The 26,664-nt window shown below is 66.2% G+C and carries 24 protein-coding genes and 1 tRNA gene; 21 read left to right on the forward strand and 4 right to left on the reverse strand.

All coding sequences use genetic code 11. The features are described 5' to 3' along the window. Window positions 1-660: 660 nt before the first annotated feature. On the forward strand, window positions 661-1,680 hold the full coding sequence (locus tag AC5RT8_RS01515; RefSeq protein WP_494093934.1) for a DUF808 domain-containing protein: 1,020 nt from the start codon (window positions 661-663) through the stop codon (window positions 1,678-1,680). Window positions 1,681-1,777: 97 nt separating this feature from the next. On the opposite strand, the gene AC5RT8_RS01520 is transcribed toward AC5RT8_RS01515, so the two are convergent. Then, a complete protein-coding gene (locus AC5RT8_RS01520) occupies window positions 1,778-2,434 on the reverse strand; it encodes a dihydrofolate reductase family protein (protein WP_494093935.1) in 657 nt (218 codons plus the stop codon). 57 nt (window positions 2,435-2,491) lie between these two features. Then, complete coding sequence (locus AC5RT8_RS01525; RefSeq protein WP_494094513.1) at window positions 2,492-3,136, reverse strand: TIGR03085 family metal-binding protein; 645 nt, start codon at window positions 3,134-3,136, stop codon at window positions 2,492-2,494. A 101-nt stretch (window positions 3,137-3,237) separates the two neighbouring features. Here AC5RT8_RS01525 and hisI point away from each other — a divergent pair, with 101 nt between their 5' ends. From hisI to pyk, 16 genes are all read left to right on the forward strand, one after another. Next, complete coding sequence (gene hisI, locus AC5RT8_RS01530) at window positions 3,238-3,624, forward strand: phosphoribosyl-AMP cyclohydrolase (protein WP_494093936.1); 387 nt, start codon at window positions 3,238-3,240, stop codon at window positions 3,622-3,624. Window positions 3,625-3,669: 45 nt separating this feature from the next. Next, a complete protein-coding gene (locus AC5RT8_RS01535) occupies window positions 3,670-5,244 on the forward strand; it encodes an anthranilate synthase component I (protein ID WP_494093937.1) in 1,575 nt (524 codons plus the stop codon). Further along, a complete protein-coding gene (locus AC5RT8_RS01540) occupies window positions 5,241-5,906 on the forward strand; it encodes a Trp biosynthesis-associated membrane protein (RefSeq protein ID WP_494093938.1) in 666 nt (221 codons plus the stop codon). Before AC5RT8_RS01535 ends, AC5RT8_RS01540 begins: the two co-directional genes overlap by 4 nt. 110 nt (window positions 5,907-6,016) lie before the next feature. Next, a complete protein-coding gene (locus AC5RT8_RS01545; RefSeq protein WP_494093939.1) occupies window positions 6,017-6,310 on the forward strand; it encodes an HGxxPAAW family protein in 294 nt (97 codons plus the stop codon). Then, the gene (gene trpC, locus AC5RT8_RS01550) at window positions 6,311-7,147 is read left to right on the forward strand and encodes an indole-3-glycerol phosphate synthase TrpC (protein WP_494093940.1); all 837 of its coding nucleotides are present in this window, start codon (window positions 6,311-6,313) and stop codon (window positions 7,145-7,147) included. It abuts the gene before it with no gap. 67 nt (window positions 7,148-7,214) lie between these two features. Further along, window positions 7,215-8,573 (forward strand): tryptophan synthase subunit beta, encoded by a 1,359-nt coding sequence (gene trpB / locus AC5RT8_RS01555; protein ID WP_494093941.1) that lies wholly within the window; start codon window positions 7,215-7,217, stop codon window positions 8,571-8,573. Continuing rightward, a complete protein-coding gene (gene trpA, locus AC5RT8_RS01560) occupies window positions 8,570-9,379 on the forward strand; it encodes a tryptophan synthase subunit alpha (RefSeq protein ID WP_494093942.1) in 810 nt (269 codons plus the stop codon). The genes trpB and trpA overlap by 4 nt, the downstream gene beginning before the upstream one ends. Continuing rightward, window positions 9,376-10,410: a prolipoprotein diacylglyceryl transferase gene (gene lgt, locus AC5RT8_RS01565; RefSeq protein WP_494093943.1), complete on the forward strand. Its 1,035-nt coding sequence runs from the start codon at window positions 9,376-9,378 to the stop codon at window positions 10,408-10,410. The genes trpA and lgt overlap by 4 nt, the downstream gene beginning before the upstream one ends. Before the next feature lie 257 nt (window positions 10,411-10,667). Then, entirely contained in the window at window positions 10,668-15,257 is a 4,590-nt protein-coding gene (gene gltB, locus AC5RT8_RS01570; protein WP_494093944.1) for a glutamate synthase large subunit, read from the forward strand. After that, the gene (locus tag AC5RT8_RS01575) at window positions 15,250-16,707 is read left to right on the forward strand and encodes a glutamate synthase subunit beta (RefSeq protein ID WP_494093945.1); all 1,458 of its coding nucleotides are present in this window, start codon (window positions 15,250-15,252) and stop codon (window positions 16,705-16,707) included. The genes gltB and AC5RT8_RS01575 overlap by 8 nt, the downstream gene beginning before the upstream one ends. A gap of 159 nt (window positions 16,708-16,866) precedes the next feature. Beyond that, on the forward strand, window positions 16,867-17,220 hold the full coding sequence (locus tag AC5RT8_RS01580) for a PadR family transcriptional regulator (protein ID WP_494093946.1): 354 nt from the start codon (window positions 16,867-16,869) through the stop codon (window positions 17,218-17,220). Next, the gene (locus tag AC5RT8_RS01585; protein WP_494093947.1) at window positions 17,217-17,579 is read left to right on the forward strand and encodes a DUF1048 domain-containing protein; all 363 of its coding nucleotides are present in this window, start codon (window positions 17,217-17,219) and stop codon (window positions 17,577-17,579) included. Before AC5RT8_RS01580 ends, AC5RT8_RS01585 begins: the two co-directional genes overlap by 4 nt. A gap of 21 nt (window positions 17,580-17,600) precedes the next feature. Beyond that, the gene (locus tag AC5RT8_RS01590) at window positions 17,601-18,422 is read left to right on the forward strand and encodes an ABC transporter ATP-binding protein (protein WP_494093948.1); all 822 of its coding nucleotides are present in this window, start codon (window positions 17,601-17,603) and stop codon (window positions 18,420-18,422) included. Beyond that, a complete protein-coding gene (locus AC5RT8_RS01595) occupies window positions 18,419-19,183 on the forward strand; it encodes an ABC transporter permease (RefSeq protein ID WP_494093949.1) in 765 nt (254 codons plus the stop codon). The genes AC5RT8_RS01590 and AC5RT8_RS01595 overlap by 4 nt, the downstream gene beginning before the upstream one ends. A gap of 134 nt (window positions 19,184-19,317) precedes the next feature. After that, a complete protein-coding gene (locus AC5RT8_RS01600; RefSeq protein WP_494093950.1) occupies window positions 19,318-20,532 on the forward strand; it encodes an NADH:flavin oxidoreductase in 1,215 nt (404 codons plus the stop codon). Between the two features lie 230 nt (window positions 20,533-20,762). After that, complete coding sequence (gene pyk / locus AC5RT8_RS01605) at window positions 20,763-22,274, forward strand: pyruvate kinase (protein WP_494093951.1); 1,512 nt, start codon at window positions 20,763-20,765, stop codon at window positions 22,272-22,274. 80 nt (window positions 22,275-22,354) lie between these two features. On the opposite strand, the gene AC5RT8_RS01610 is transcribed toward pyk, so the two are convergent. Beyond that, window positions 22,355-22,993 (reverse strand): ANTAR domain-containing response regulator, encoded by a 639-nt coding sequence (locus tag AC5RT8_RS01610; RefSeq protein WP_494093952.1) that lies wholly within the window; start codon window positions 22,991-22,993, stop codon window positions 22,355-22,357. A gap of 123 nt (window positions 22,994-23,116) precedes the next feature. Here AC5RT8_RS01610 and AC5RT8_RS01615 point away from each other — a divergent pair. Both AC5RT8_RS01615 and AC5RT8_RS01620 read left to right on the forward strand, forming a co-directional pair. Then, window positions 23,117-23,198 (forward strand) — tRNA-Leu (locus tag AC5RT8_RS01615). Window positions 23,199-23,405: 207 nt separating this feature from the next. Beyond that, a complete protein-coding gene (locus AC5RT8_RS01620) occupies window positions 23,406-24,650 on the forward strand; it encodes a S1C family serine protease (RefSeq protein ID WP_494093953.1) in 1,245 nt (414 codons plus the stop codon). Here AC5RT8_RS01620 and AC5RT8_RS01625 read toward each other — a convergent pair whose 3' ends face one another. Then, window positions 24,651-25,589 carry a 5'-3' exonuclease gene (locus AC5RT8_RS01625; protein ID WP_494093954.1) on the reverse strand — a complete coding sequence of 313 codons (939 nt, stop codon included), beginning with the start codon at window positions 25,587-25,589 and terminating at the stop codon, window positions 24,651-24,653. It lies immediately after the preceding gene. A gap of 100 nt (window positions 25,590-25,689) precedes the next feature. Here AC5RT8_RS01625 and AC5RT8_RS01630 point away from each other — a divergent pair, with 100 nt between their 5' ends. Beyond that, complete coding sequence (locus AC5RT8_RS01630) at window positions 25,690-26,175, forward strand: NUDIX hydrolase (RefSeq protein WP_494093955.1); 486 nt, start codon at window positions 25,690-25,692, stop codon at window positions 26,173-26,175. After that, window positions 26,172-26,642 (forward strand): NUDIX hydrolase, encoded by a 471-nt coding sequence (locus AC5RT8_RS01635; RefSeq protein ID WP_494093956.1) that lies wholly within the window; start codon window positions 26,172-26,174, stop codon window positions 26,640-26,642. Before AC5RT8_RS01630 ends, AC5RT8_RS01635 begins: the two co-directional genes overlap by 4 nt. The last annotated feature ends 22 nt before the right edge of the window (window positions 26,643-26,664 follow it).

Consider the following 26,664-nt stretch of genomic DNA (forward strand, 5'->3'; position numbering starts at 1 on the left):
CTCTGGTCGACGGCAGGGCCAGGTTGTTTCCACGTACGTGTCTGGCACCTATTACATACTGATTTTCGATTTCATTGCAGCGGAGGAAGAGGTGCCGACCCTGGTCTCTGAGGCGCTCGAGTCTGAGCCTCTCTTCGCTGGACTCACCTTTGATGGATTGTTTCGCCCTGGGCGATGGCAGGTACTCGAAAACAGGCCGGTAGACGGTCGGAAGTTCCTTCCGGCATACATACTCGGGGGCCACATCCCGTCACGGTGCATGGTCGTGGACTTCTGGGGAAACCGGAGGCGCCCTGCCACGGATGTGGAGAGGGAGATGCTTCCTCATCGAAAGACACGCAAGCCCGCAATTTTTGACAGCGCTATCCGGGCTCACGCTGGGTTGGAGCCCTGGGCGGAGTACTACGATGGCCTCCGGCCAGGGGATATCGTCACCAGCGCGGAGCTCTTCGGCGATTGAAAATCGGGGCCAGGCGATTCGGCCTAGGATGCGTCGGGACAGGATACGGGCTGGCGCGTGCCGGTGACATGCCTGCTCCAGACACAGCGTCCGAGCTCAGGCCCGTCCCGGCCCACCTATAATTCCCTTATGGCATATCCGCGCCCCGAGGGTGGCATCTATAAGCAACTGTCCGTCCCGCACCAGTATGGAGCCGTTCTGTGAGCGGCGGGCTCGTCGCCCTGCTGGACGATGTCGCCGCGCTGGCACGCATAGCAGCCGCCTCGGTGGATGACATCGCCGCAGGAGCTGCGAAAGCAGGAGCCAAGGCCGCCGGCGTCGTCATCGATGATGCCGCCGTGACGCCCCAGTACGTCTCCGGCGCCGACCCGTCACGTGAACTCCCGATGATCAAGAAGATCTTCTGGGGCTCGCTTCGGAACAAGCTGCTGTTCATCCTGCCGGCCCTGCTGCTGATCAGCGCCTTCATCCCGGGCGTGATCCCCTTCATTCTCATGCTGGGCGGCACGTACCTCTGCTACGAAGGTGCAGAGAAGGTCTGGCACAAGTTCTTCGGCCACCACGAGGACAAGGAGGCACCGGCGGTAGAGCGGGGGCCCGACGCCGAGTCCAAGGTGGTCAAGGGAGCCATCACCACCGACTTCATCCTCTCCTGCGAGATCATGGTTATCTCCATGAACGAGGTGGGCGACGCGTCCATCTGGGTGCGGGCGATCATCCTCGTCATTGTGGCCATTGCGATCACGATCCTTGTCTATGGTGCCGTTGGGCTGATCGTCAAAATGGATGACATCGGCCTGCACCTGACCAAAAAGGATTCAGCCGGCTCCAAGCGCCTCGGCGGGCTCCTGGTTCGCGGCATGCCCGCAGTGCTGGCGGCCATCACCTTTGTCGGAACCATCGCCATGCTCTGGGTAGGCGGCCACATCATGCTGGTGGGCGTCTCCGACCTCGGCTGGCACGCCCCCTATGACCTGGTCCATGCCCTGGAACACCCCGTGGCAGGACTGGCAGTGGTGGGCGGATTCCTCGGCTGGCTGGTCAACACGCTCTGCTCGGCAGTGGTCGGACTCGCCTGGGGGCTGGTGATCATGGCCGTTCTGCACCCGCTGATGAAGGTCCTGCCGTTCGGCAAGAAGGACGGACATGAGGACGGCGACGCGAGGGCAGCAGCAGCCGGGCACGGCAAGGGGAAACCCGACGCCGACCCCGCCGGCTAACCCTTACCCCGATCCCGGGGGCGGCACCCTTTGCTAAGGGTGCCGCCCCTTTTGCGTACCTAGAGGTCCTGCGGCCCGGGGAGCAGCTGGGGCAGTGTCAGGACCGTCCCCTGCGCCGGAAAGTGACGTGGGTGGTGCCGCTAGGTGCCGCTTCCGCCGTGACCTGACAGTCCGCCTCCAAGCCCCGCAGGTCATCCCACAGCCGGACGCCGCGGCCGAGGATGATAGGTGCAATCCCGACGTGGAGGTCGTCCACCAGGCCGGCCCGAAGGAAGTCGCGCACCGTTGCCGCGCCTCCGCCGACCCTTACGTCTTCGCCGGCAGATGCCGCGGCTGCAGTATCAAGCGCTTCCTCCGGCGTTGCGCTGAGGAAGTGGAAGGTGGTGCCGCCTGCCATCTCCAGGGTGTGGCGGGGCGTATGCGTCAGCACAAAAACCGGTGCATGGAAGGGCGGATCCTCGCCCCACCAGCCGCGCCAGTCGGCGTCGTCAGGGTTTGCGTGCAGACCGAACATGCCGGCGCCCATGATTTCCGCACCGATGTCCTCGAAATAGCGGGCGGCATAGCGGTCATCGACGCCGGTGGTTCCCTCACCGCTTTCGTCGTGCAGCACCCGTTCCCGGAAAGTGCGCGTCGCGGCATACGCGGCGGTCAGACGCGCCCAGTCGTGGCCGAACGGATTGTCCGGAGTCTTGTCGGTCGTCGTGGCGAAGCCATCGAGTGAGATATTGAGGTCGACGCGGACACGGCTCATGGCTGGGCTCCCTGCGTGTCGGACGCCCCGCGGCGCCCTTCCAGTTATAGCTAGAACCTACAACCCGATGTCGGCGCTCTCCAGCAGCGCGACGGCGTCCGGCTGGCCTTCGTACATGACCAGCGCGTGCCCGGTACGGCCGTGCGCGTGCAGCAGCAGCTCGCAGGGTTCGCCCACAATCGCTACCGACACGGGAGCACGCTTGGCCACGTGCCGGGGACCGTCCGGGCGGACCAGCACAATGCCCAGGTCCACCCCCCGGTACAGGATGGCAGCGCGCTTGATCAGCTCGGCCCACAGGGCATCGGAATAATCGGAATCCAGCGCACGCGGCGCCCAGCGGTCCGAAGCACGCCGAATGTCCTCGGTGTGCACGAAGTACTCGCTGAGGTTGGCGCTGTTGTCCACGGATTTCAGGTGCATGGGGGAGAGGCGGGGCGGGCCGGCGCGAAAGGCGCGGACCAGCTTGGCATAACTCTCCGTAGTGGACGCCTTCTGCGCCGTTTCCGCCAGCGCCTTGTCGGTGCGGGAGGCAAGTGGCTTGATAAACGTGCCCAGGGCAGCGCTCATACGGTGCTCGCGCAGGTACAGATGAGCTGCGAGCTCCTTCGTCTGCCACCCCTCGCAAAGCGTGGGTGCATTGGGCCCGGCTGCAAGCAGCGTCTCGGCCAGGACTTCACGGGACGGGTCAACAAAATGCATCACTGCTGAAACTAGCATGGAACCCCCGCTTCCGCCGGAGTTGCGGACCCAAACCGACCTCGAAGGCGGCGATTTATCCCCGGGCAGTAGAATCGGAACCGATGCTTCCTCAACCTTCCCCCTCGAATCCGCAGGCTTCCCTCGATCCGGAGCTCGCCGCGTCCTTAAAGCGCGACGACGCCGGGCTGGTGGCTGCCGTCATCCAGCAGTACGACACGAACCAGGTCCTGATGCTTGGCTGGATGGATGACGAAGCACTGCACCGCACCCTGACCTCGGGACGGGTGACCTTCTGGTCCCGCTCCCGGCAGGAGTATTGGCGCAAGGGGGACACCTCCGGGCATGTGCAGTGGGTGAAGTCCGTGGCCCTGGACTGCGACGGCGATGCCCTGCTGGTCCGCGTTGACCAGGTAGGCGCCGCCTGCCACACCGGCACCCGCACCTGCTTCGACGGCCGCGAGCTGCCCGCCGTCGTCGGCGCCGCCTGACCACCCGCTCCACCCATCACGCAGGGAAGACGTAGGAATAACACCATGCAGGAACTAGGAGTCATCCGCCCCACCCTGGACGAATTCCGGGCCCTGGCCGCAGAACGCCGGGTGGTTCCCGTGCGCCTGACCGTCCTGGCGGACGCGCACACCCCCATCGGCATCTACCGCAAGCTCACCGACGGCGAGGCCGGCACCTTCCTGATGGAATCCGCCGCGTCCGGCGGCGTCTGGTCCCGGTATTCCTTTATCGGCGCCCGCTCCCGCGCCACCCTGACCACGCTGGACGGGCAGGCACACTGGCTCGGCGAGCCCCCCGCAGGCGTGCCCGTCGACGGCAGCCCTGTCGAGGCACTGGCCCGCACGGTGGACCTGCTGGCCACCGAACGGTTCGACGAGCTGCCCCCGTTCACCTCCGGCATGGTCGGCTTTGTCGGCTGGGAGAGCGTGCGGCACTGGGAGAAGCTCCCTTCCCCGCCGGTCGATGACCTGGACCTGCCCGAAATCGCGATGAACCTGGTCTCGGACATGGCCATCCACGACAACAGCAACGGCACCGTCACCTTGGTGGCCAACGCCATCAATTTCGACGGCTCCGACGACCGCGTGGACGAGGCCTGGCACGACGCCGTGGCCCGCGTCCGTTCAATGCTCGGCCGGCTCGCTGCCCCCACACCGCAGCCCGTCTCCGTGCTCGCGCCGGGAACCGCCGTCGGCGTCGCCGCCAACGTGAAGGAAAGCTGGCCCAAGCCCGAATACACGCGCGCCGTCCAGCGCGGCAAGCAGGCGATTGTCGACGGCGAGGTCTTCCAGGTGGTCATCTCGCGCCGCTTCGAGGCCGAGTGCCGGGCCGAGGCACTGGATGTCTACCGGATCCTGCGCACCACCAACCCCAGCCCGTACATGTACCTCTTCAACTTCGAGGACGCCCACGGGAACCCGTTCAACGTGGTGGGCTCCTCGCCGGAAGCCCTGGTCACGGTAACCGGCCGGGACGTCATCACCCACCCGATCGCCGGCTCCCGGCCCCGCGGCAAGACTTCCGAACTGGACCGGGCGCTGGCCGAGGAACTGCTGGAAGATGAGAAGGAACGGGCCGAACACCTGATGCTGGTGGACCTGGCCCGCAACGACTTGTCCAAGGTCTGCCGCCCCGGCAGCATCGACGTCACCCAGTTCATGGAGGTGGAGCGGTTCAGCCACATCATGCACCTGGTCTCCACCGTCGTCGGTCGCCTCGCTGACGCGTCCACGGCCTACGACGTGCTCGCCGCGACCTTCCCGGCCGGAACCCTCTCCGGCGCTCCGAAGCCGCGCGCCCTGCGCCTCCTCGACGAAGTGGAACCGCACCGCCGCGGCATTTACGGCGGCGTGGTGGGCTACCTCGACTTCGCCGGAGACATGGACATGGCCATCGCCATCCGCTCCGCGCTGCTGCGCGACGGCAAGGCGTATGTACAGGCCGGCGGCGGAATCGTGAACGACTCGGACCTCGACGCCGAAGCGCAGGAAACCGTCAACAAGGCGGCCGCTCCGCTGCGGGCCGCCCTCCTCGCCGGATCGTTGGAGACCGTTGCTGCGCCTCCCACCGGCACCACCAAGCAGGAAGCAGACAAGTGAGCACCACCACCCCACGCTGGCAGCGCAAGGGCACCGTCATCATGACGACCGTCCTGCTGGCGGCCCTCGCCTTCGGCACCACCACGCGCACCTGGCTGAACGTCACCCTACCGGCCACGAATGTCGTCACGCCCGACGTCACCGTCTCGGGCAGCGACGCAGCCACCGCCGTCACCGCGTTTGCCGTGGTGGGTGTGGCCGCCGCCCTGGCCGCGGCCATTGCCGGCCGGATTGCCCGCTGGATCATCGGCGCCATCATCGTGGTGTCCGGCGTAGGAGTGGCCGTTGCCAGCTCGCGGATCATCGCCGACCCCCTGCAGGGTGCCTCCGGCGCCATCGGCAAAGCCATCGGAGTCAGCTCAGCCGAAGGCACGCAGGCGGAATTGACGGTGATGCCCTACGCGGCACTGGCGATCGGCATCCTCATTGCCCTCGCCGGCATGTGGCTTGCCCTCGCCGGACGCCACTGGACGACGTCGCGCCGTTACGCTCCCGCTGCAGGGCACGGGGCCGGCACCGCCGCAGCCGCCACGGATACCGACGGCAACGCCGCGGAGTCGGAGCCGCGAGGCTCCAAGGACGCCGAGGCTGGCCCGCCGGCCGACGAAATCGACAGCTGGGACCGGCTCACGCGCGGCGAGGACCCGACCGACACCAAATAGCTTTCCCGCACAGGCCACCACATTGCGCCGGACACCGGCTCAATGTGTGAAAGGGTTTCCGCCCAGTAATGGCAGAATGGAAACCGGATTCGTTAACGAGGAGATTCATCATGAGCACAAACGCCACAGACCAGCACCTGCGACCGGGCCAGGAAGACGAAGGCAAGAGCCACGCCAGCATCCACGATGAAACCATCGGGCACGGCAACACCCCCGCCGCCTGGACCTGCGTCCTCATCATGATCGTCGGCGCCGCTGTATCCTCCGTTGCCTACATCATGGCCAGCTACGTCGGCTTCTTCGCCGGCATCGGCGTCATGCTGGTCGGCCTGCTGGTCGGCTTCATCATGCGCAAGGCAGGCTACGGCGTCAACGGATCGAAGCTGAAGAACAGCAGCCACTGAGTGAGCGTTCTCGATGACATCATTGCCGGCGTTCGGGAAGACCTTTCCGAACGCCGGCAAAGTGTCCCGCTCGAGCAGGTCCAAGGGCTGGCACGGCAGGCACCGGCTGCGCTGGACGCCTACGCGGCCCTGGGCGGAACCGCCGAACCCCGGACCGCGCTGCGGGTCATCGCCGAGGTCAAACGCAGCAGCCCCTCCAAGGGTGAGCTCGCGGACATTGCGGACCCTGCTTCCCTGGCCGCAGCCTATGAGCGCGGGGGAGCCGCCGTCATCAGCGTGCTCACCGAACAGCGCCGGTTCAAAGGTTCCCTCGAGGACCTGGACGCCGTCCGCGCCGCCGTCGGCATTCCGGTGCTCCGCAAGGATTTCACCGTCGATGAGTACCAGATCTGGGAAGCCCGCGCCCACGGCGCGGACCTGATCCTGCTCATTGTTGCGGCGCTGGAGGACGAACAGCTGCGCCGCTTCCTGGACCTCACGCACGAGCTGGGCATGAACGCGCTCGTCGAGACCCACACCGCAGAAGAAGTCCGCCGGGCCCTCTCCCTGGGGGCACGGATCATCGGCATCAATGTGCGCAACCTCAAGACCCTGGACGTTGACCGTTCGGTGTTCGCCGCCCTCGCCGGCAGCATTCCCGCCGGCCCGGTGGTCATAGCCGAATCCGGTGTCCGCGACGCCGCCGACGTCGAGCACTACGCCGCCAACGGAGCCAACGCCGTGCTGGTGGGCGAAGCCCTCGTAAAGCACGCGTCTCCGGCGGAAACCATCGGCGAATTCACCGCAGCCGGTGCCAAGGCCCTGGCCGCGCGTGCCCGGTTCCGCGGTGAAAGCTGACCCCTAGCACCAACCCCCTGTCCGGGCTGGCAAGGCCCGGGCCCAAGCATGACAGGACACAGAGCCCATGATCGGGAAGTCGGAACAGGCCCAGGCAGCAGGTGCTGCCGCGGAAACCGGAAGCGGAAGCGTCACGGAGGCTTTCCTGAACGGGGGAGTGTCCTCCCTGCGCCACGCCTCCGGTCCGTACTTCGGCGAGTACGGCGGCCGATGGATGCCCGAATCCCTGATCGCGGCGCTGGATGAACTGGAAGAAACCTTCGAAAAGGCCAAAGCCGATCCGGAGTTCACCGCCCAGGTCGCGGACCTGAACCGGAACTACTCCGGCCGCCCGTCCCTGCTCACCGAAGCCAAGCGCTTCTCGGAGCACGCCGGCGGAGTCCGGATCTTCCTCAAGCGCGAAGACCTCAACCACACCGGATCGCACAAGATCAACAATGTGCTGGGCCAGGCCCTGCTGGCCAAACGGATGGGCAAGACCCGCGTCATCGCCGAAACCGGCGCCGGCCAGCACGGCGTGGCCAGCGCCACAGCTGCCGCCCTGCTCGGCCTGGAATGCGTGGTCTACATGGGTGCGGAAGACACCCGCCGACAGGCCCTGAACGTGGCACGGATGGAACTCCTGGGCGCAAAGGTCATTCCGGTGACCAACGGCTCCCGGACCCTCAAGGACGCCATCAACGAGGCACTGCGGGACTGGGTGGCCAACGTGGACACCACCCACTACCTGCTCGGCACGGCCGCCGGTGCGCATCCCTTCCCGGCGATGGTCCGCTACTTCCACGAGGTCATCGGCGAAGAAGCCCGCGCCCAGATGCTGGAGCAGGCCGGCCGGCTCCCGGACGCCGTCTGCGCCTGCATCGGCGGCGGCTCCAACGCCATCGGCATCTTCCACGGCTTCCTGGATGATCCCGAAGTGAAGATCTACGGCTTCGAGGCAGGCGGCGACGGCGTCGAAACCGGCCGCCACGCCGCCACCATCACCCTCGGCCGCCCCGGTGTGCTGCACGGCGCCCGGTCCTACCTGATGCAGGACGACGACGGCCAGACGGTTGAATCGCACTCCATTTCCGCAGGCCTGGACTATCCCGGCGTCGGACCCGAACACGCCTACCTGGCCGACATCGGGCGGGTCAGCTACGAACCGATCACCGACGCCGAGGCCATGGACGCCTTCCAGCTGCTCTGCCGCACCGAGGGCATCATCCCCGCCATCGAATCGGCCCACGCCCTGGCGGGCGCCATCAAGGTGGGCCGGCGGCTCGCCGCGGAGGCCGGCTCCGACGGAGATGTTTCGGAGAAGATTGTCCTGGTCAACCTGTCCGGACGCGGGGACAAGGACGTGGCCACCGCCGCCGAATGGTTCAACCTGCTGGACGAGCGCTCAGCCGAGGCAGAGATCGGCAAGGAAGGGGAACAGCTGTGAGCACCGAGGTTCTGCAGAGCAAGTCAGCGGCCGCGATTGACCGGGCCGCCGCCGCCGGCCGTGCCGCGCTCATCGGCTACCTGCCGGCCGGGTTCCCGACCGTGGAAGCCACGATCGCCGCAGGCATCGCCCTGGCGGAGAACGGTGCGGACCTGATCGAAATCGGCATCCCGTACTCCGACCCGGTGATGGACGGCCACGTCATCCAGGCCGCCACCACGCGGGCGCTGGCGGACGGCTTCCGCGTGGCGCAGGTGTTCGACGTGGTTGCCGGCATCACCGCAGCCACCGACGCCGCCGTGCTCGTGATGACCTACTGGAATCCCGTGGTCCGGATGGGCGTGGACGAGTTCTCCCGGCGCCTGGCCGAAGCCGGGGGAGCCGGGCTGATCACCCCGGACCTGGTCCCGGATGAAGCCTCCGAATGGCTGGAGGCCTCGGACAAGTACGGCCTGGACCGGGTCTTCCTGGTGGCCCCGTCCTCCACCGAAGCACGCATGAAGAGCACCGTGGCGGCCAGCCGCGGCTTCGTCTACGCGGTCTCGATCATGGGTGTCACCGGCGCCCGCGACAGTGTCAGCGACGCCGCCCAGAGTGTCGTCAGCGCTGCCCGCAGGGCCGGCGCGGAACGCGTCTGCGTCGGACTGGGTGTCTCCCGAGCCGAACATGTGCGCGAAATCGGCGCCTATGCCGACGGCGTCATTGTGGGCACCGCCCTGGTGGCCGCCCTGCGCGACGGCGGTACGGACGCCGTCGCCACCCTCGCCCGTGAGCTCAGTACCGGAACCCCGAAGGCCAGCAAATGAACCCGCTTCCCGTGTACGCCAGCATCCCCAGCCCGCCTGCGGAGTTCAGCAGCTTCTCGCTGGGGCCGCTGACCATCCACGCGTACGCGCTGTGCATCCTGGCCGGAATCATGCTGGGCCTCTGGCTGACCGCCCGCCGCTGGAAGGCCCGCGGATTGCACCCGGACGCCGTCTGGGACATCTCCATCTGGGCCATCCCGTTCGGCATCATCGGCGGACGGCTCTACCATGTGTTCTCCTCACCGGATGCGTACTTCGGCCCGGACGGTGACCTGGCCCTTATTCCGCAGATCTGGCGCGGCGGCCTGGGCATCTGGGGCGCCGTGGCGCTGGGCGCCGTCGGTGCCTGGATCGGCTGCCGGCGTGCGGGCATCAAGCTCTCCACCTTTGCCGACGCCGCCGCGCCGGGCCTGCTGCTGGCCCAGGCCGTGGGCCGCTGGGGCAACTGGTTCAACCAGGAGCTTTTCGGCTCTGAAACGGACCTGCCGTGGGCACTGGAAATCGACGCCGACAACGCCAACTTCCCCGCCGACGCCGTTCCCGGCACCACCTTCCACCCCACGTTCCTGTATGAGTCGCTGTGGAACCTGGCCGGCGTCGCCCTGCTGCTCCTGCTGGACCGCCGGTTCCGGCTCCGCGGCGGGCGCCTGTTCTGGATCTACGCCGCCTTCTACACCGCCGGACGGCTCTGGATTGAACTGCTGCGCATTGACGACGCCGAAATGATTACGCTGCTCGGCGTCACACAACGCCTCAATGTGTGGACCAGTCTGCTGATCCTGGCCTTCTCCGTCGCGATGTTCATTTACCTGACTTTGAAGGCCCGCAAGGGCCGTGAGGGCTCCTTGTACCTTCCGGGCCGCGAACCTGCGGAGGAAAACGGTATTCCGGCCGCGGATAACAAGAACGAAACAGAAGCCGGGAAAGCGCAATCGGCGTCAAATGAACGCCCGGTGCGTGCTAATCTCGCAGAGACAAAAACCGAGGAGTCCCTTCCTCGCCGGCCCGAAGAAAACGGGCCTTCTGCCTGAGTCCAGGGTTACCCTCCCGGTGCTGCAGGCGGAGCCACAGAGACGTGGCGCCTACACGCTGCAGCACCGGGGCACCCCTTCCGGAAAGCGGCGGTTGCCGGCACCCGAATTCCTCGTAAAACCGGATCTGTTTCCGGGTTTACGAGGGTGAAGTGAGCCGTAAAATCAATCAATGCCGCGGAGCGCCCCTCGGGGATCCCGCTGGGGCCAGCGTTGTCCCCTCCCAACGCTCTACAAGGGGGAAGGACTCACTTCTTATGGCTGATTCCCTGTCTGCATACCCGAACACTGTCGTGTCGCCCTTCACCCGCTTTGCCGCGCTTCCGGATGACGCGGGCCTGTACCGCGCAGAGAATGAGAAGGACGCGTGCGGCCTGGCCGTGATTGCCACCCTGCGCGGTGAACCCACGCACGCGATTGTCGACGCCGCCCTTGCCGCCCTGCGCAACCTGGAACACCGCGGTGCCGTGGGCGCCGATGAAGGCACCGGCGACGGCGCGGGCCTCCTGACCCAGGTCCCGGATGAATTCTTCCGCGCAGTCGCGGACTTCGAACTTCCTGCAGCCGGAGGCTACGCCGTCGGCACCGCCTTCCTGCCCACCGAGGACCGCGAGCAGCAGACCGCCCGCGCCGGCGTCGAGATGATTGCTGCCAGTGAGGGCCTGCGCGTGCTGGGCTGGCGCGAGGTGCCCGTGGTCGCGGAACTTGTAGGGGCGATGGCCCGGGCCTGCATGCCGCACTTCGAACAGGTGTTCCTGGCCCCCGAGGAGGGGACCGGCACCTCGGACCTGGACGCGCGTGCCTTCCGCGTGCGGAAGCGCTCACAGAACAAGTTCGGGGTGTACTTCCCCTCGCTGTCCTCCCGCACCATGGTCTACAAGGGCATGGTGACCACCGCACAGCTGGAACCGTTCTTCCCGGACCTGTCCGACCCGCGGTTCAAGACCCGGCTGGGCATTGTCCACTCCCGCTTCTCCACCAACACGTTCCCGTCCTGGCCGCTGGCCCAGCCGTTCCGTGCCATCGCGCACAACGGCGAGATCAACACGGTCAAGGGCAACCGGAACTGGATGCGCGCCCGGCAGTCGCAGATGAAGAACCCGCTGCTGGGCCAGACCCCGGAAGAACTCTTCCCCATCTGCACCCCCGGCGCCTCCGACTCCGCGTCCTTCGACGAGGTTGCCGAGCTGCTGATGCTCTCCGGCCGGCCCATCACGCACGCGATCATGATGATGATCCCGGAGGCCTGGGAAAACCACGCCACCATGGACCCGGCGCGGCGGGCGTTCTACCAGTACCACTCCATGCTGATGGAGCCGTGGGACGGCCCCGCCGCCGTGTCCTTCACCGACGGGGTGCAGGTGGGAGCGGTGCTGGACCGCAACGGACTGCGTCCCGCCCGCTACTGGGTGACCGACGACGGCCTAGTGGTCCTGGCCTCCGAGGTGGGCGTGGTGGACATTGATCCCGCCAGGGTGGTCCGCAAGGGCCGCGTTTCTCCGGGCAAGATGTTCCTGGTGGACACCAACGAGGGCCGGCTGATCGAAGATGAAGAGATCAAGGCCGAGGTTGCCGCCGCAAACCCGTGGGCCGAGTGGGTGAAGGAAAACCAGGTCCGCCTGGAGGAACTGCCCGAGCGTGAGCACGTGCTGCACACCAAGGCCTCGATCAACCGCCGGCAGCGGACGTTCGGCTACACCCAGGAGGAACTGCGGATCCTGCTGGGCCCGATGGCGCGCACCGGCGCCGAACCGCTGGGCGCCATGGGATCGGACACCCCCATCGCGGTTCTTTCCAAGCGCCCGCGGCTGCTCTTCGACTACTTTGTGCAGTCCTTCGCACAGGTCACGAATCCGCCGCTGGACTCCATCCGCGAGGAACTGGTCACCTCCCTGCAGGCCTCCATCGGCCCCAACGGCAACCTCCTGTCCCTGAAGCAGGTGAAAACCAGCCAGGTGGCGCTGAAGTTCCCGGTGATCAATAACGACGAACTGGCCAAGATCGCCAACCTCACCGACGACGACGGCGACCGCATCGCCCTGAAGGTCCGCGGGCTCTACCGTCCGGAGGGCGGCGAAGCCGAACTGCGGGCGAGGATCAGCGAGATCTGCGAAAAGGTCTCCGGGGCGGTGAACCGCGGGGTGCAGTACATTGTCCTCTCGGACCGCGACTCCAACGCCCAGTGGGCGCCCATCCCGTCCCTGCTGCTGCTCTCCGCGGTGCACAACCACCTGCTCAAGAGCGCCAACCGGACCAAGATTTCCCTGCTGGTGGAAGCCGGCGACGTCCGCGAGGTGCACCACGTGGCTGCGCTGATCGGCTACGGCGCCTCGGCCGTGAACCCGTACCTGGCCATGGAAAGCTGCGAGGACCTGGTCCGCAACGGAGACATCACCGGTGTCACCGGCGAAGAGGCCGTGGCCAACCTGATCAAGGGCCTCGGCAAGGGCGTCCTGAAGATCATGTCCAAAATGGGCATCTCCACCGTGGCGTCCTACTGCGGCGCGCAGACCTTCGAAGCGATCGGCCTGGGCCAGGAGCTGGTGGACGAATTCTTCCACGGCACCCAGACCCAGCTCGGCGGCGTCGGCCTGGACATCATCGCTGCCGAAGCACGCGCCCGGCATGCCGAGGCGTACCCGAGCGACGGCGTGGAGGAACCCCACCGCGCCCTGGACAACGGCGGCGAATACCAGTGGCGCCGGGAAGGGCCCCCGCACCTGTTCAACCCCGAAACCGTGTTCCGGCTCCAGCATGCCACCAGGGAACGCCGCTACGACGTGTTCAAGGCGTACACCAACGGCGTCAACGACCAGTCGAAGAACCTCATGACGCTGCGCGGCCTGCTGGACTTCCGCACCGGGGACCGGACCCCCGTGCCGCTGGACGAAGTGGAACCGGTTTCCAGCATCGTGAAGCGCTTCTCCACCGGCGCCATGAGCTACGGCTCCATCTCCCAGGAAGCCCACGAAACGCTGGCCATTGCGATGAACCGGCTGGGCGGCAAGTCCAACACCGGTGAGGGCGGCGAAGATCCGGAACGCCTGCTGGACCCCGAGCGCAACTCGGCGATCAAGCAGGTGGCGTCCGGCCGCTTCGGCGTCACCAGCCTGTACCTGACCAACGCGCAGGACATCCAGATCAAGATGGCCCAGGGCGCCAAGCCCGGCGAGGGCGGCCAGCTGATGGCCCAGAAGGTCTACCCCTGGGTGGCCCGCACCCGCCACTCCACCCCCGGCGTCGGGCTGATTTCCCCGCCGCCGCACCACGACATCTACTCCATCGAAGACCTCGCCCAGCTGATCTACGACCTCAAGCGCTCGAATCCGAGCGCCCGGGTACACGTGAAGCTGGTGTCCGAGGCCGGAATCGGCACCGTGGCGGCCGGCGTGACCAAGGCAAAGGCCGACGTCGTGCTGGTCTCCGGGCACGACGGCGGCACGGGCGCTTCGCCGCTGAACTCGCTCAAGCACGCCGGGGCACCCTGGGAGCTCGGGCTGGCCGAAACCCAGCAGACCCTGATGCTCAACGGCCTGCGGGACCGCGTGGTGGTCCAGGTGGACGGACAGCTCAAGACCGGCCGCGACGTCGTCATGGCGGCGCTGCTGGGCGGCGAGGAATTCGGTTTCGCCACGGCACCGCTGGTGGTTTCCGGCTGCGTGATGATGCGGGTCTGCCATCTGGACACCTGTCCGGTGGGCGTGGCCACGCAGAACCCGGAGCTGCGCAAGCGGTTCACCGGCAAACCCGAATTCGTGGTGAACTTCTTCGAATTCATTGCCGAGGAGATCCGCGAGATCCTCGCCGAACTCGGGTTCCGGAGCCTGGAGGAGGCCATCGGGCACACCGAGCTGCTGGACACACAGGCTGCCATCGACCATTGGAAGGCCGACGGGCTGGACCTGGAACCGATCCTGCGGGGCCCGGAAGTCGATCCGGGCGCGCCGCTGCGCAACCTGGTCCGGCAGAACCACGAACTGGATCTGCACTTCGATAACAAGCTCATCGAGATGAGCGCCGACGCGCTGCAGAACCGGGCGCCGGTGCGGATTGCGCTGGACGTGGTGAACACCGACCGGTCCGTCGGCACCATGCTCGGACACACGGTCACGAAGACCTTCGGCGTGGACACGCTCGCCCCGGACACCATCGACGTCACCCTCACCGGGCAGGCCGGCCAGTCGCTCGGCGCGTTCCTGCCGGCCGGCATCACCCTGCGCCTGTTCGGGGACTCGAACGACTACGTGGGCAAGGGCCTCTCCGGCGGACGGATCATTGTCCGCCCGGACCGCGGCAACGTCTTCGCCGCCGAACAGAACGTCATTGCCGGCAACGTGATCGGGTATGGGGCCACCAGCGGGGAGATGTTCCTCAGCGGCCAGGTGGGCGAACGCTTCCTGGTCCGCAACTCCGGGGCCACCGCCGTCGTCGAAGGCATCGGCGACCACGGCTGCGAATACATGACCGGAGGGCAGACCCTGATCCTGGGACCCACCGGCCGCAACTTCGGCGCCGGCATGTCCGGCGGCACCGCCTTCGTAGTGGACCTGGACCCGGCCAACGTCAACAAGGAGTCGCTGGAGCGGGGCGAGCTGCGGCTGGAAGCTCCGGACGCCGAAGACATTGACATTATCCGCGGGCTGTTGATCCGGCACCACGAGGAGACCGGTTCCGACCTGGCCCAGAAAATGCTGGAAAGCTTCGGGGACACTGTGTCCCGTATGACCAAGGTGCTGCCGAGGGATTACGCAGCAGTACTCGGCGCCCGCGCCTCCGCTGCCGAAGCGGGACTGGATCCCGACGGCGCCGAGGCCTGGAACAAGATTTTGGAGGTTACCGGTGGCTGATCCACGCGGATTCTTGAAGGTACGCGATCGCGAAACACAGCCGCGGCGCCCGGTCAGCGTGCGCATCATGGACTACAAGGAAGTCTATGAAGCGCAGGAGAAGGGCGTGCTACAGGCACAGGCCGGACGCTGCATGGACTGCGGCATCCCGTTTTGCCACCAGGGCTGCCCGCTGGGCAACCTCATTCCGGAGTGGAATGACCTGATGTGGCGGGACAAAGGTGCCGAGGCGATTGAACGGCTGCACGCCACGAACAATTTCCCGGAGTTCACCGGCCGGCTCTGCCCGGCACCCTGCGAGGCCTCCTGCGTGCTGGGTATCAACCAGCCGCCGGTCACCATCAAGCAGGTGGAAGTCTCCATCATCGACGAAGCCTGGGGCGAGGGCTGGGTCACCCCGTACCCGCCGGAGCGGCTGACCGACCGGACCATCGCCGTCGTCGGCTCCGGCCCCGCCGGGCTGGCCGCGGCCCAGCAGCTCACCCGTGCCGGACACACCGTGGCCGTGTACGAACGCGATGACCGGATCGGCGGGCTGCTGCGGTACGGCATCCCGGATTTCAAGATGGAAAAAATCCAGGTGGACCGCCGTTTGGAGCAGATGCGTGCCGAAGGCACCCGCTTCCGCACCGGCGTCGAAGTGGGCAAGGACATCAGCTGGGAACAGCTGCGCCGCCGCTATGATGCCGTAGTGATCGCGACCGGCGCCACCGTGCCCCGCGACCTGCCGATCCCCGGCCGGGACCTGTCCGGCGTGCATTTCGCCATGGACTACCTGGTGCAGTCCAACAAGGCCGTTGCCGGGGACACCGTGAAGAACCAGATCAGCGCCGAAGGCAAGCACGTGGTGATCCTCGGCGGAGGCGACACCGGTGCCGACTGCCTCGGCACCGCGCACCGCCAGCAGGCCGCGTCGGTAACCACCCTGGCGATCGGCCAGCAGCCGCCCTCCGAGCGGGCCGCGCACCAGCCCTGGCCGATGTACCCCACCCTGTTCGAGATGGCCAGCGCCCACGAGGAAGGCGGAGAACGCACCTACCTGGCGTCCACCGTGGAATTCGTGGGGGAGAACGGAAAGCTCACGGGTGTGAAGGTTGCGGAAACCGATTTCGTGGACGGCAGGCGGCTCCCGAAGGCCGGCACCGAACGGATCATCCCGGCGGACCTGGTGTTCCTGTCCCTGGGGTTCACCGGTCCCGAGCCCGCCGGGCTTGCCGAGCAGGTCTCCGCGGAATTCGACGACCGCGGCAACGTGGTCCGCGACGGCTACTACATGACCGGCACGCCCGGCGTTTTCGCGGCCGGTGACGCCGGACGCGGGCAGTCCCTGATCGTGTGGGCCATTGCCGAGGGCCGTGCTGCTGCGGCCGCCGTGGACCAGTGGCTGATGGGCTCCACCCGCCTGCCTGCACCCGTGGCGCCCACGGACCGGGCCATCACGGTGCTATAGGCAGCAAGCGTTCCGGAACCCGGTAGCGGCATCCTCGATGCAGAGCCCGGCGGCCCGTTGGCCGCCGGGCTCTGCTGTGCCCAAAACCCCTTTCCCTCCTCGGTACTTAGTGTTACTGTCTAGCGGTAGTCAGTAACGCTGAGTAGAGAGGGGCAGGCCATGGGCAAACAGATGACGGAAATGCTCAAGGGCACCCTCGAAGGAATCATCCTGGGCATCCTCGCCGTGGCTCCGGCCTACGGGTACGACATCACGGCTCGGCTGCGCGAGCAGGGATTCACCGACATTGCCGAGGGGACCGTGTACGCACTGCTGCTCCGCATCGAGAAGCGCGGACTCGTCGACGTCGAGAAGGTTCCCTCCGAAAAGGGCCCGCCTCGGAAGGTCTACACCTTGAACGCCGCGGGCACGGAGTACCTCGACGAGTTCTGGGGCACCTGGAGCTTCCTCGCATCCCGGATTGAACACCTCCAACAGCACGTCCACAACACGCATGAAGGAGAGAAGCCATGACCGCCAAATGGATAGAACTGGTCACGGGACCGCTGGAGGACAAAAAGCGCTGGCGCCGGTTCAAGCGACGGAAGGAACAGCTGCCCACCGGCTACCGGACAGCGATGGACGGCCTCGAACGCTACTTCATGTACTCCGGCCCCATCGCCAAGGGCGACGTGTACGTCCAGATGCTCGAAGACCTCGCGGACCTCCTTGAAGGTGCCGCCGTCAACGGCACCCCCATCCGCAGCGTTGTCGGAGAGGATCCGGTGGAGTTCGCCGAGGCCTTCATCGCCAACTACTCCGACGGCCAGTGGATCAACAGGGAACGCAGGCGCCTCATCGAAACCATCGACCGGTCCGTCAAAGAGACCTAGCTACCGGAAACGGAGAAACCCATGCGTACCAATCCGTCCGTGGAACCCGCCATCCGGGTCCAGGGCATCGAGAAATCGTTTGGGGAGCTGCAGGTGCTCCGCGGCGTCGACTTTGAAGTGGGCGCCGGCAGTATCTTCGCGCTGCTGGGCTCCAACGGCGCGGGCAAGACAACACTGGTGCGGATCCTGTCCACGCTGCTGAGGGCCGACGCCGGCACGGCCGCGGTGGACGGGGTGGACGTTGCCGCCGCCCCGGCGGAGGTACGCCGGTCGATCAGCCTTACCGGCCAGTTCGCTGCGATCGATGAAGTGCTGACCGGCCGCGAGAACCTGGTCCTCACAGCAAAACTCCGGCACCAGGCGGATCCGGGTGCGGTGGCGGATGACATGCTGGCCCGGTTTTCCCTTGCAGAATCGGGGAGCCGCAGGGCTGGAACCTACTCGGGCGGGATGCGCCGCCGGCTCGACATCGCCATGAGCCTTGTCGGGGAGCCGAAGATCATCTTCCTCGACGAGCCCACGGCGGGCCTGGATCCGCAGGCGCGCAACGAGGTGTGGCAGACAGTCCGGGAGTTCGCCGAGTCGGGAACAACGGTGCTGCTGACCACCCAGTACCTCGAGGAAGCGGAGCAGCTGGCGGACCGGATCGGGATCCTGCACCGGGGCGTCATCATCCGCAACGGGACCCTCGCCGAACTGCAGCAGCTCCTGCCGCCGGTCAGGTATGTCACCAAACCGCCTTCCCTCGAGGAGGTGTTCCTGGCGCTCATCGGTGATACCGGCGAGGGCGCCGCACCACGGGACAGCCGTCCTCCGGCACCGCAGAAAGAGGAAAACCGATGACCACCCAAACGTTCCATGACACGGCCGCCCTCACCGGCCGCTCCCTGCGCCACGTCCTCCGCAGCCCGGACACGATTATGACGACGGCGGTCACCCCGGTCGCGCTGATGCTGTTGTTCGTCTACGTGTTGGGCGGCGCGGTCAGCACCGGATCAGGGGAGCCGTATATCAACTACACCCTGCCCGGCATCCTGCTGATCACCGTCGCCTCCGGTGTTGCCTACACCGCCTACCGGCTCTTCATGGATCGACAGGGCGGGATCTTCGAACGGTTCCAGTCGATGCCGATTGCACGGTCCGGTGTGCTGTGGGCACACGTCCTCACCTCCGTGTCCGCGAACCTGGTCTCGCTCGCGCTGGTCATCGGTGTGGCCCTGATCGCCGGGTTCCGCAGCAGTGCGTCGCCTCTTGCCTGGCTCGCCGTCGCCGGCATCCTCACCCTGTTCACGCTTGCCCTGACCTGGCTTGCCGTGATTGCCGGACTGGGTGCGAAAACCGTGGAAGGGGCAAGTGCGTTCAGCTACCCGCTGATCTTCCTGCCGTTCATCAGCTCGGCGTTTGTACCCACCAGCACCATGCCCGGACCGGTGGCCTGGTTTGCCGAGAACCAGCCCGTGACCTCCGTGGTGAATACCCTGCGGGCATTGCTTGCCCAGGAACCCGTCGGCAGGGATTTCGTCACGGCGCTTCTTTGGCTGGTAGGCATACTCGGCGCCGCCTACGCCGTCGCCGCTGCCCTCTACCGGCGCGGGGCGAACTAAACCGCGCCGACCCTGGTTTACAGTTCCTGGTACTGGGCTTCACCTTCCAGGGCACTAGGGGGAGGCCGCCCGGCTGATGCACCACGGTTGCCGGCAACGACGCCGGCCGCCCCCGCCTAGAAGGAGTTCCTGCAATGTCCGTCGACGTCACCCTTGGCACCCGTCCGCCCGTACCGTCACCGTTGTCCCCCCAGGCCCTGGGTCCGGTCCGCCTGCGGAACCGCATTATCAAAGCCGCAACTTCCGAGGGCAGGTCGCCCGACGGGCTGGTCACCCAGGACCTCATCGACTTCCACGTCGGGTTTGCCCGCGGGGGCGTGGGCATGACCACCGTGGCCTACTGCTCGGTGGCGCAGGAAGGGCGCAGCGCCCCGGGGCAGATCATCATGTCCGCTGAAGCCGTGCCGGGACTGCTGCGGCTGACCGAGGCCGTCCATGCCGAAGGTGCCGCTATTTCCGCGCAGCTGGGCCACGCCGGCGTCGTCGCCAGCCGAGCGGTTACCGGCGTTTCCGCCCTGTCACCCAGTACCTTCATGAACCCGACGTCGTTCCAGGTCTGCCGGGAGATCACCCGCGGGCAGATGCGCGACGTCGTCGGGCAGTTCCGGGACGCGGCACTCATCGCGGCCGAGTCGGGGTTCGACGCAGTCGAACTCCATTTCGGCCATCTCTACCTTCCCAGCTCCTTCATGAGTCCGTGGATCAACAAGCGTAAGGATGAATACGGGGGCAGCATCGGGAACCGCACCCGCTTCGCACGGGAGATTGCGCAGGCAGTGAAGCAAGCGGTCGGCGACCGCATAGCCGTCATTGCAAAAATGAGCATGGACGACGGCATAAAGGGAAGCATCTGGCTGGATGAATCCCTGCAATCGGCCCAGCTGCTGGACTCTGACGCGGTCCTGGATGCCATTGAGCTGACCATGGGCTCGTCCGTGAAGCGGCAGATGTTCCTCTTCCGCGGAGACGTGCCGGTGGATGGCATGGCAGCCGTCATGAAGGAGCCGTTCAAGACCGGTGTGAAGGTGCTGGGCAAGAAAATCCTGGGGGAGTACCCCTACTACGATCTCTATATGCTGGAGGCCGCCCGCCAGTTCCGTCCCGTGGTGAAGAACGCAAAGCTCATCCTGCTCGGCGGGGTGAACAATATGGAGCATCTGAACACCGCCATGGCGGAGGGGTTCGAGTTTGCCGCGATGGGCCGGGCCTTGCTGCGCGAGCCGGACCTGATCAACCGGCTGGCTGAGGATTCCGCCAAGCCCGGCCTATGCATCCACTGCAACAAGTGCATGTTCACCGTGTACGGGAAAACCCACTGCGTGCTCGCCGAGGCGGTCCCGTCCGCGTAGGGCCCGTGCCGCGGCCGGAGATGCCGTGCACAGATTCCCATCCCTGCGTCACCCGGGCGAAGCCGAGCAGCCGCAAAACCCGGGGTTTCCCTGCTTTCTGGGAATCTGTGCAGGCCATCCCCCTACCGGCGGCGGTAAAGAAGTGCTTGGCTGAGTCTCCCGGGGCGGTTCTGCAGGGACCGACGGCCTGTTTCCATGCGCAAAATGCCAAGGGAGACTAGGCTAGAAGTATGAGACGCGCAAAGATTGTTGCCACATTTGGACCAGCGATCGCCAGCTATGAAAATACCGTAGCGGTTCTTCGCGCGGGCGTGAACGTCGCCCGTATGAATATGAGCCACGGCGACCACTCCGTACACAACGCCACGTATGAGAACGTGCGCAAGGCCTCCGCAGAGCTGGGAATGCCCGTGGGCATCTTCGCGGACCTCCAGGGCCCCAAGATCCGGCTCGGCCGGTTCACCGAGGAACCCCACTTCCTGAACGTGGGCGATACTTTCACCATCACCACCGACGATATTCCCGGCACCAAGGAAATCTGCTCCACCACCTACAAGGGCCTGCCCGGCGACGTGAAGGTGGGCGACTTCCTGCTGATCGACGACGGCAAGGTCAAGCTGCGTGCCGTGGACGTGACCGGCAACAACGTGGTCACCCAGGTGGTAGTCCCCGGCAAGGTGTCCAACAACAAGGGCATCAACCTGCCGGGCGTCGCCGTCAACGTTCCGGCCCTGAGCGACAAGGATGAGGACGACCTGCGCTGGGCCCTGAACCGCGGCGTCGACATGGTTGCCCTGTCCTTCGTGCGCAACGCCGGAGACATTTCCCGCGTACACGAGATCATGGACGAGGAAGGCCGCCGCGTGCCGGTCATCGCCAAGATCGAGAAGCCGCAGGCCGTGGAGAACCTCGAAGAAATCATCGACGCCTTCGACTCCATCATGGTTGCCCGCGGTGACCTCGGCGTCGAACTGCCGCTCGAAGAGGTCCCGATCGTGCAGAAGAACGCCATTGAGCTGGCACGCCGCTGGGCCAAGCCCGTGATCGTGGCCACCCAGGTGCTCGAGTCCATGATCGACAACCCCCGCCCGACCCGCGCCGAAGCCTCGGACTGCGCCAACGCAGTGCTCGACGGCGCGGATGCAGTGATGCTCTCCGGCGAGACCTCGGTGGGAAGCTACGCCATCGAAACCGTCGAAACCATGGCCCGCATCATCGAGTCCACCGAACAGCACGGCCTGAACCGTGTTCCGCCGCTGGGCTCCAAGCCGCGGACCCGCGGCGGCGCCATCACCCGCGCAGCCGTCGAGATCTCGGATCAGCTGGATGCGAAGTACATCTGTACCTTCACCCAGTCCGGCGACTCCGCCCGCCGCCTGTCCCGCCTGCGCCCCTCCAAGCCGGTGTTCGCCTTCACCCCCGTGGAGGAGACCTACCGCTACATGACCCTGTTCTGGGGCGTCGCACCCATGCTCGTCGAGTTCGCCGAGCACACCGACCAGATGACTGCCCAGGTGGACCGCACCCTGCTCGAAGAGGGCCTGGTCGAAGACAACGACCTGGTCGTCATTGCGGCCGGTTCGCCTCCCGGACAGGCCGGCTCCACCAACAGCATCAAGGTGCACCGCGTGGGCGATATTACCGACGCAGGCCAGCGTGCCGAAGGTCAGGAGCGGGTCAAGGAAAAGGTCGGCCCGTGGCCGGTCAAGGAAAGCAAGAAGGGCCAGGCCAAGGCCATCTAGGTTCCGGTTTTCCCGATACCGACAGGAAAGGTCCCGTCCGATTGGACGGGACCTTTCCTGTTGGACGTTAACCGGGGTGTTTAGTTGACCTGGTTGATGATTGTCTCGGCAACTTCGCGCATGCTCAGGCGGCGGTCCATGGAGGTTTTCTGGATCCAGCGGAAAGCTTCCGGCTCGGTCAGCCCCATCTTGGTGGTCAGCAGCGACTTGGCGCGCTCCACCAGCTTCCGCGTGGCGAACTGCTCCTTCAGGTCGGTAACTTCTTCCTCCAGCGCCTTGATCTCCTCATGGCGGGACAGGGCGATCTCGAGGGCCGGAATCAGGTCCGCCGGGGTAAAGGGCTTGACCACGTACGCCATGGCGCCGGCTTCGCGGGCACGCTCCACCAGTTCCTTCTGGCTGAAGGCGGTCAGCAACACCACGGGGGCGATGCGGGCCTTGACGATCTGCTCGGCCGCGGTGATGCCGTCCATGAGGGGCATCTTCACATCCATCAGCACCAGGTCCGGCTGCAGTTCCTTAGCGAGCTGGACGGCCTTTTCTCCGTTGTCCGCCTCGCCGACGACGTCGTAGCCCTCACCGGTGAGGATCTCGACAATGTCCAGGCGGATCAAGGTCTCGTCCTCGGCGACGAGTACACGGCGGGCCGGGCCGTTGGAAGCGTTGGAGGGCGCGGCGTTGGATGACTCGACGGGCGCGGACTCGGGGGACTCAGACACAGATGCTCCTCAGATACGGTCTCTCCTGCCGGCAAACCGACAGTTCACACATTCAGCGTATCCGCATGTACAGTTGTTTTGCGCCCAACACGGTAAGTACTCGTACTTCGTGACGCAGGGCACGCCCGAATGGCGGAATTGGCAGACGCGCTGCACTCAAAATGCAGTATCGAAAGGTGTGTGGGTTCGAGTCCCACTTCGGGCACCGCTGCGATGGGCCGGGACTTCTTTGAGTCGCGGCAACACCCCGGTCTTCGGACCGGGGTGTTTTTCTTTTTGCGGATATTCCTTGCATAAACGCACGTATAGAGGTACCCGGTCTTCCGAAACCTGTTTTCCGGGAACTAGCTTGATGGCAGTTGCTGCAGGACCGCCCAGGCGCCTGGCAACCGTTGGATGGTGGGAGGGTTCCATGGGCACTGCATCCGTTGTCCGAGCGGCATCCCTGAGCACGGTTCTCCTCGTGCTCTCCGCGTGCGGTTTCCTGTCACCGGGCGGAGAGGAGGAGCCGGATCCTCCTCCCGAGCCGCAGGAGGCGCCGCGTGTGCCCGGGGACTCGGGCCCTTCCGGCACCGTCTCTTCACCTCCGACGGCAGCACCGGACCCCGCTTCCTGGGCGGAAACGTACGAACAGGTGAAGTCCGGCGTGGTTTTCATCCGGAGCGAGACCTGCGACGGCGCCTACTCGGGCACCGGTTTCCTCCTTGATGACGACATCGTCATGACAGCGGCGCACGTGGTTGCCGGTGCCACCTCCCTCGAAGTGTCGATAAGGGAGGAAACGACCACGGCATCCATCATCGGCAGCAACCCGGCCCAGGACCTGGCCCTGCTGCAGATCGACAACCGCCTGGACGGCCACCTGTTCGAATTCAGCGAGACGCAGCCGGCGGTCGGCGAGGAAGTTGCCGCGCTGGGCTATCCGCTCGACGCGCCGTTGACGTTCACCTCCGGCAAGGTCAGCGTCGTGGACCGCACGGTCACCGTGGGGGATTACAGCATCGCCAATATCACCCAAACCGACACTGCCATCAACCCCGGTAACAGCGGCGGCCCGTTGCTGACCATGGACGGGAAAGTGGCCGGGGTGGTGGTAGCCAAACGTGCCTGGGTGAACGACACGTTCGACTACAGTGCGGAAGGCACGAGCTGGGCCGTATCCGGGGAACGCGCGGCAATGGCGGCGGAACGGTGGCAGGTGCAGCCGGAGCCCGTGTCCTGGCCGGTGTGCCTGAACGCCGGGTCCCCTTCCGGCAGCTTTACGGACGTGGATGTCTACATCGAGTCCACCCATCCGCTGGCTGACGAGGCCGGGGATGTGCTGAGCCGGCATGGACTGGGCATTAATACCTCGGACTATGCCACCGCCTATGGACTGCTGACCCCGGAACTCCAAGCGGAGATGGGCACGGTGACGCAATGGAGCGAGGGACTCAAAACCACGCTGTGGCAGGAGGTCACCATTACGGACGTCAGGGCCGCCGGCGCGGAGCTGGTGGCCGACGTGGACCTTCGCACTACCCAGAATGAAGACGATGGTCCCGAGGGCGGACAAACCTGCTCTGACTGGCAGTTGGAATACACCCTGGAGATGCACGGCGGGGACTGGCTGATTGCCAAATCGTCCCGGCCGGAGGGGCCGCCCACCGCTTGCTGACTACACGTACCGGTCGAAGGCATCCAAGAGCCGCTTCACGGAACCGCCCAGGTTCCAGTCCTTCGCGAGGCGCTTCAGTTCGGTGCGGTCCGTTCCGGTGACCGCGTGCAGTTCGGCCCCGGCCTTGGCCGGCGAGGGTACGTCCAGATCGCGCACAACCTTCACCACCTTCGGCGCGACGGCCAGGTAATCCGCGGCCCCGGCCAGCCGAGACCGCACAGGTCCCGCCAACCCGCTGTCCGGATCCGCGGCGGCGGCCAGCAGGGAGTCCAGGGTGCCGTACTCGGCCAGCAGCGACGACGCCGTCTTCTCGCCGATCCCGGACACGCCGGGCAGGCCGTCGGAGGCGTCGCCGCGCAGGGTCGCGTAGTCGGCGTACTGTTCCGGCAGCACCCGATACTTCGCCACCACCGAAGCTTCCGTCATGACGTCCAGGTTTTTCATGCCGCGGGCGGTGTAGATCACCCGGACGCCGGCGTCGTCGTTGATCAGCTGGAACAGATCCCGGTCCCCGGTCACCACGTCCACGGGCATGGACGCCGTGGAGGCGTAGGTGCCGATCACGTCGTCGGCCTCGTGGTGCGCGGCGCCGACGACGGCGATGCCCGCCAGTTCCAGCGTCCGTCGGATCATCGGAATCTGGGCTTCCAGAGGATCGGGAACGGTTTCGACGTCGGGGTTTCCGCTTACTTCCTCCGCCACCCGGTGGGCCTTGTAGGTCGGGAGGAGGTCCACCCGCCACTGCGGCCGCCAGTCATCATCCCAGCAGGCGATGAGGTGCGTGGCTTCGTAGTCGGCGGTGAGCCGGGCGATCATCTCCAGCAGGCCGCGCACCGCGTTCACCGGCGTCCCGTCGGACCGGCGGATGGTGTCCGGGACGCCGTAGAAGGCCCGGAAGTACAGCGAGGCGGTGTCAAGAAGCATCAGGCGCTGGGTCATAGGGCCGATCCTTGCACGGAACCGGCAGTCGTGCAGCGGCGGCCGGCCGACGCTCCGGTTACGCTGAAGCTTCGCCCGTCCTACTGAGGAGTCAACTGCCATGACCGACCGGTTCCGCGTTGTGCCTGCAAGTTACCTCCTGTTTCAGCGCGGCGGCCGGGTGCTGCTGCAGCTGCGGCAGGGAACAGGCTACCTGGACGGCTACTGGGCCACCGCGGCGGCCGGGCATGTGGAAGCAGGGGAGTCTGCGCTGCAGGCGGCCGTGCGGGAAGCGCGGGAGGAACTGGGGATCGAGGTGGCACCCGACGCCGTCGTACCCCTGACCGCCATGCACCGGAGCAACGGCGGCGGCCAGGCCGTGGACGAGCGCGTGGACTTCTTTTTCCTGTGCAGTGCATGGCTGGGAGAACCGCGGATCATGGAACCGGAAAAGGCGGCCGGGCTGGAATGGTTCTCCCTCGATGACCTGCCTGACGCCGTCGTACCGCATGAAAGGTACGTTTTTGACCGGCTCCGTGCGGGCCTGCCTCCCATAGTCGCCTTCGGTTTCGCGGAAACCGCCACCGTGGACGGGATGCAGCCGTGATCAGTAGTGCAGGGATCCTGCTGTACCGGCAGGCTCCGGAGGGGGTGGAGGTCTGGATCGGGCACATGGGCGGACCGTTCTGGGCGCGCAAGGAGCAGCACGCCTGGTCAATTCCCAAGGGGGAGTACCTGCCGCCGGAAGAACCCCTGGCAGCTGCACTGCGGGAGTTTGCCGAGGAGATGGGAACTCCGGCCCCCTCGGCGGAGTATGTGCTGCTGGGCAGCTTCCGGCAGTCGTCGCAGAAAACCATCACGGTATTTACGGCCGAGGCGGAGTTTGCGCCGGAACGGATTGCCAGCAACACCTTCCTGCTGGAATGGCCGAGGGGTTCGGGCAGGATGCGGGAGTATCCGGAGATCGACCGGGCCGGCTGGTTTCCGGAGTCCGTGGCACGGACGAAGCTCGTCAAGGGGCAGACCCAGGTGCTGGATGCGCTGCGCCGCGTGCTGGCGGAGGCTGGGAGCTAGCCTGCGGGTCTTAGCCGCGCGG

It is taken from the genome of Arthrobacter sp. Ms25 (genome assembly GCF_059090365.1).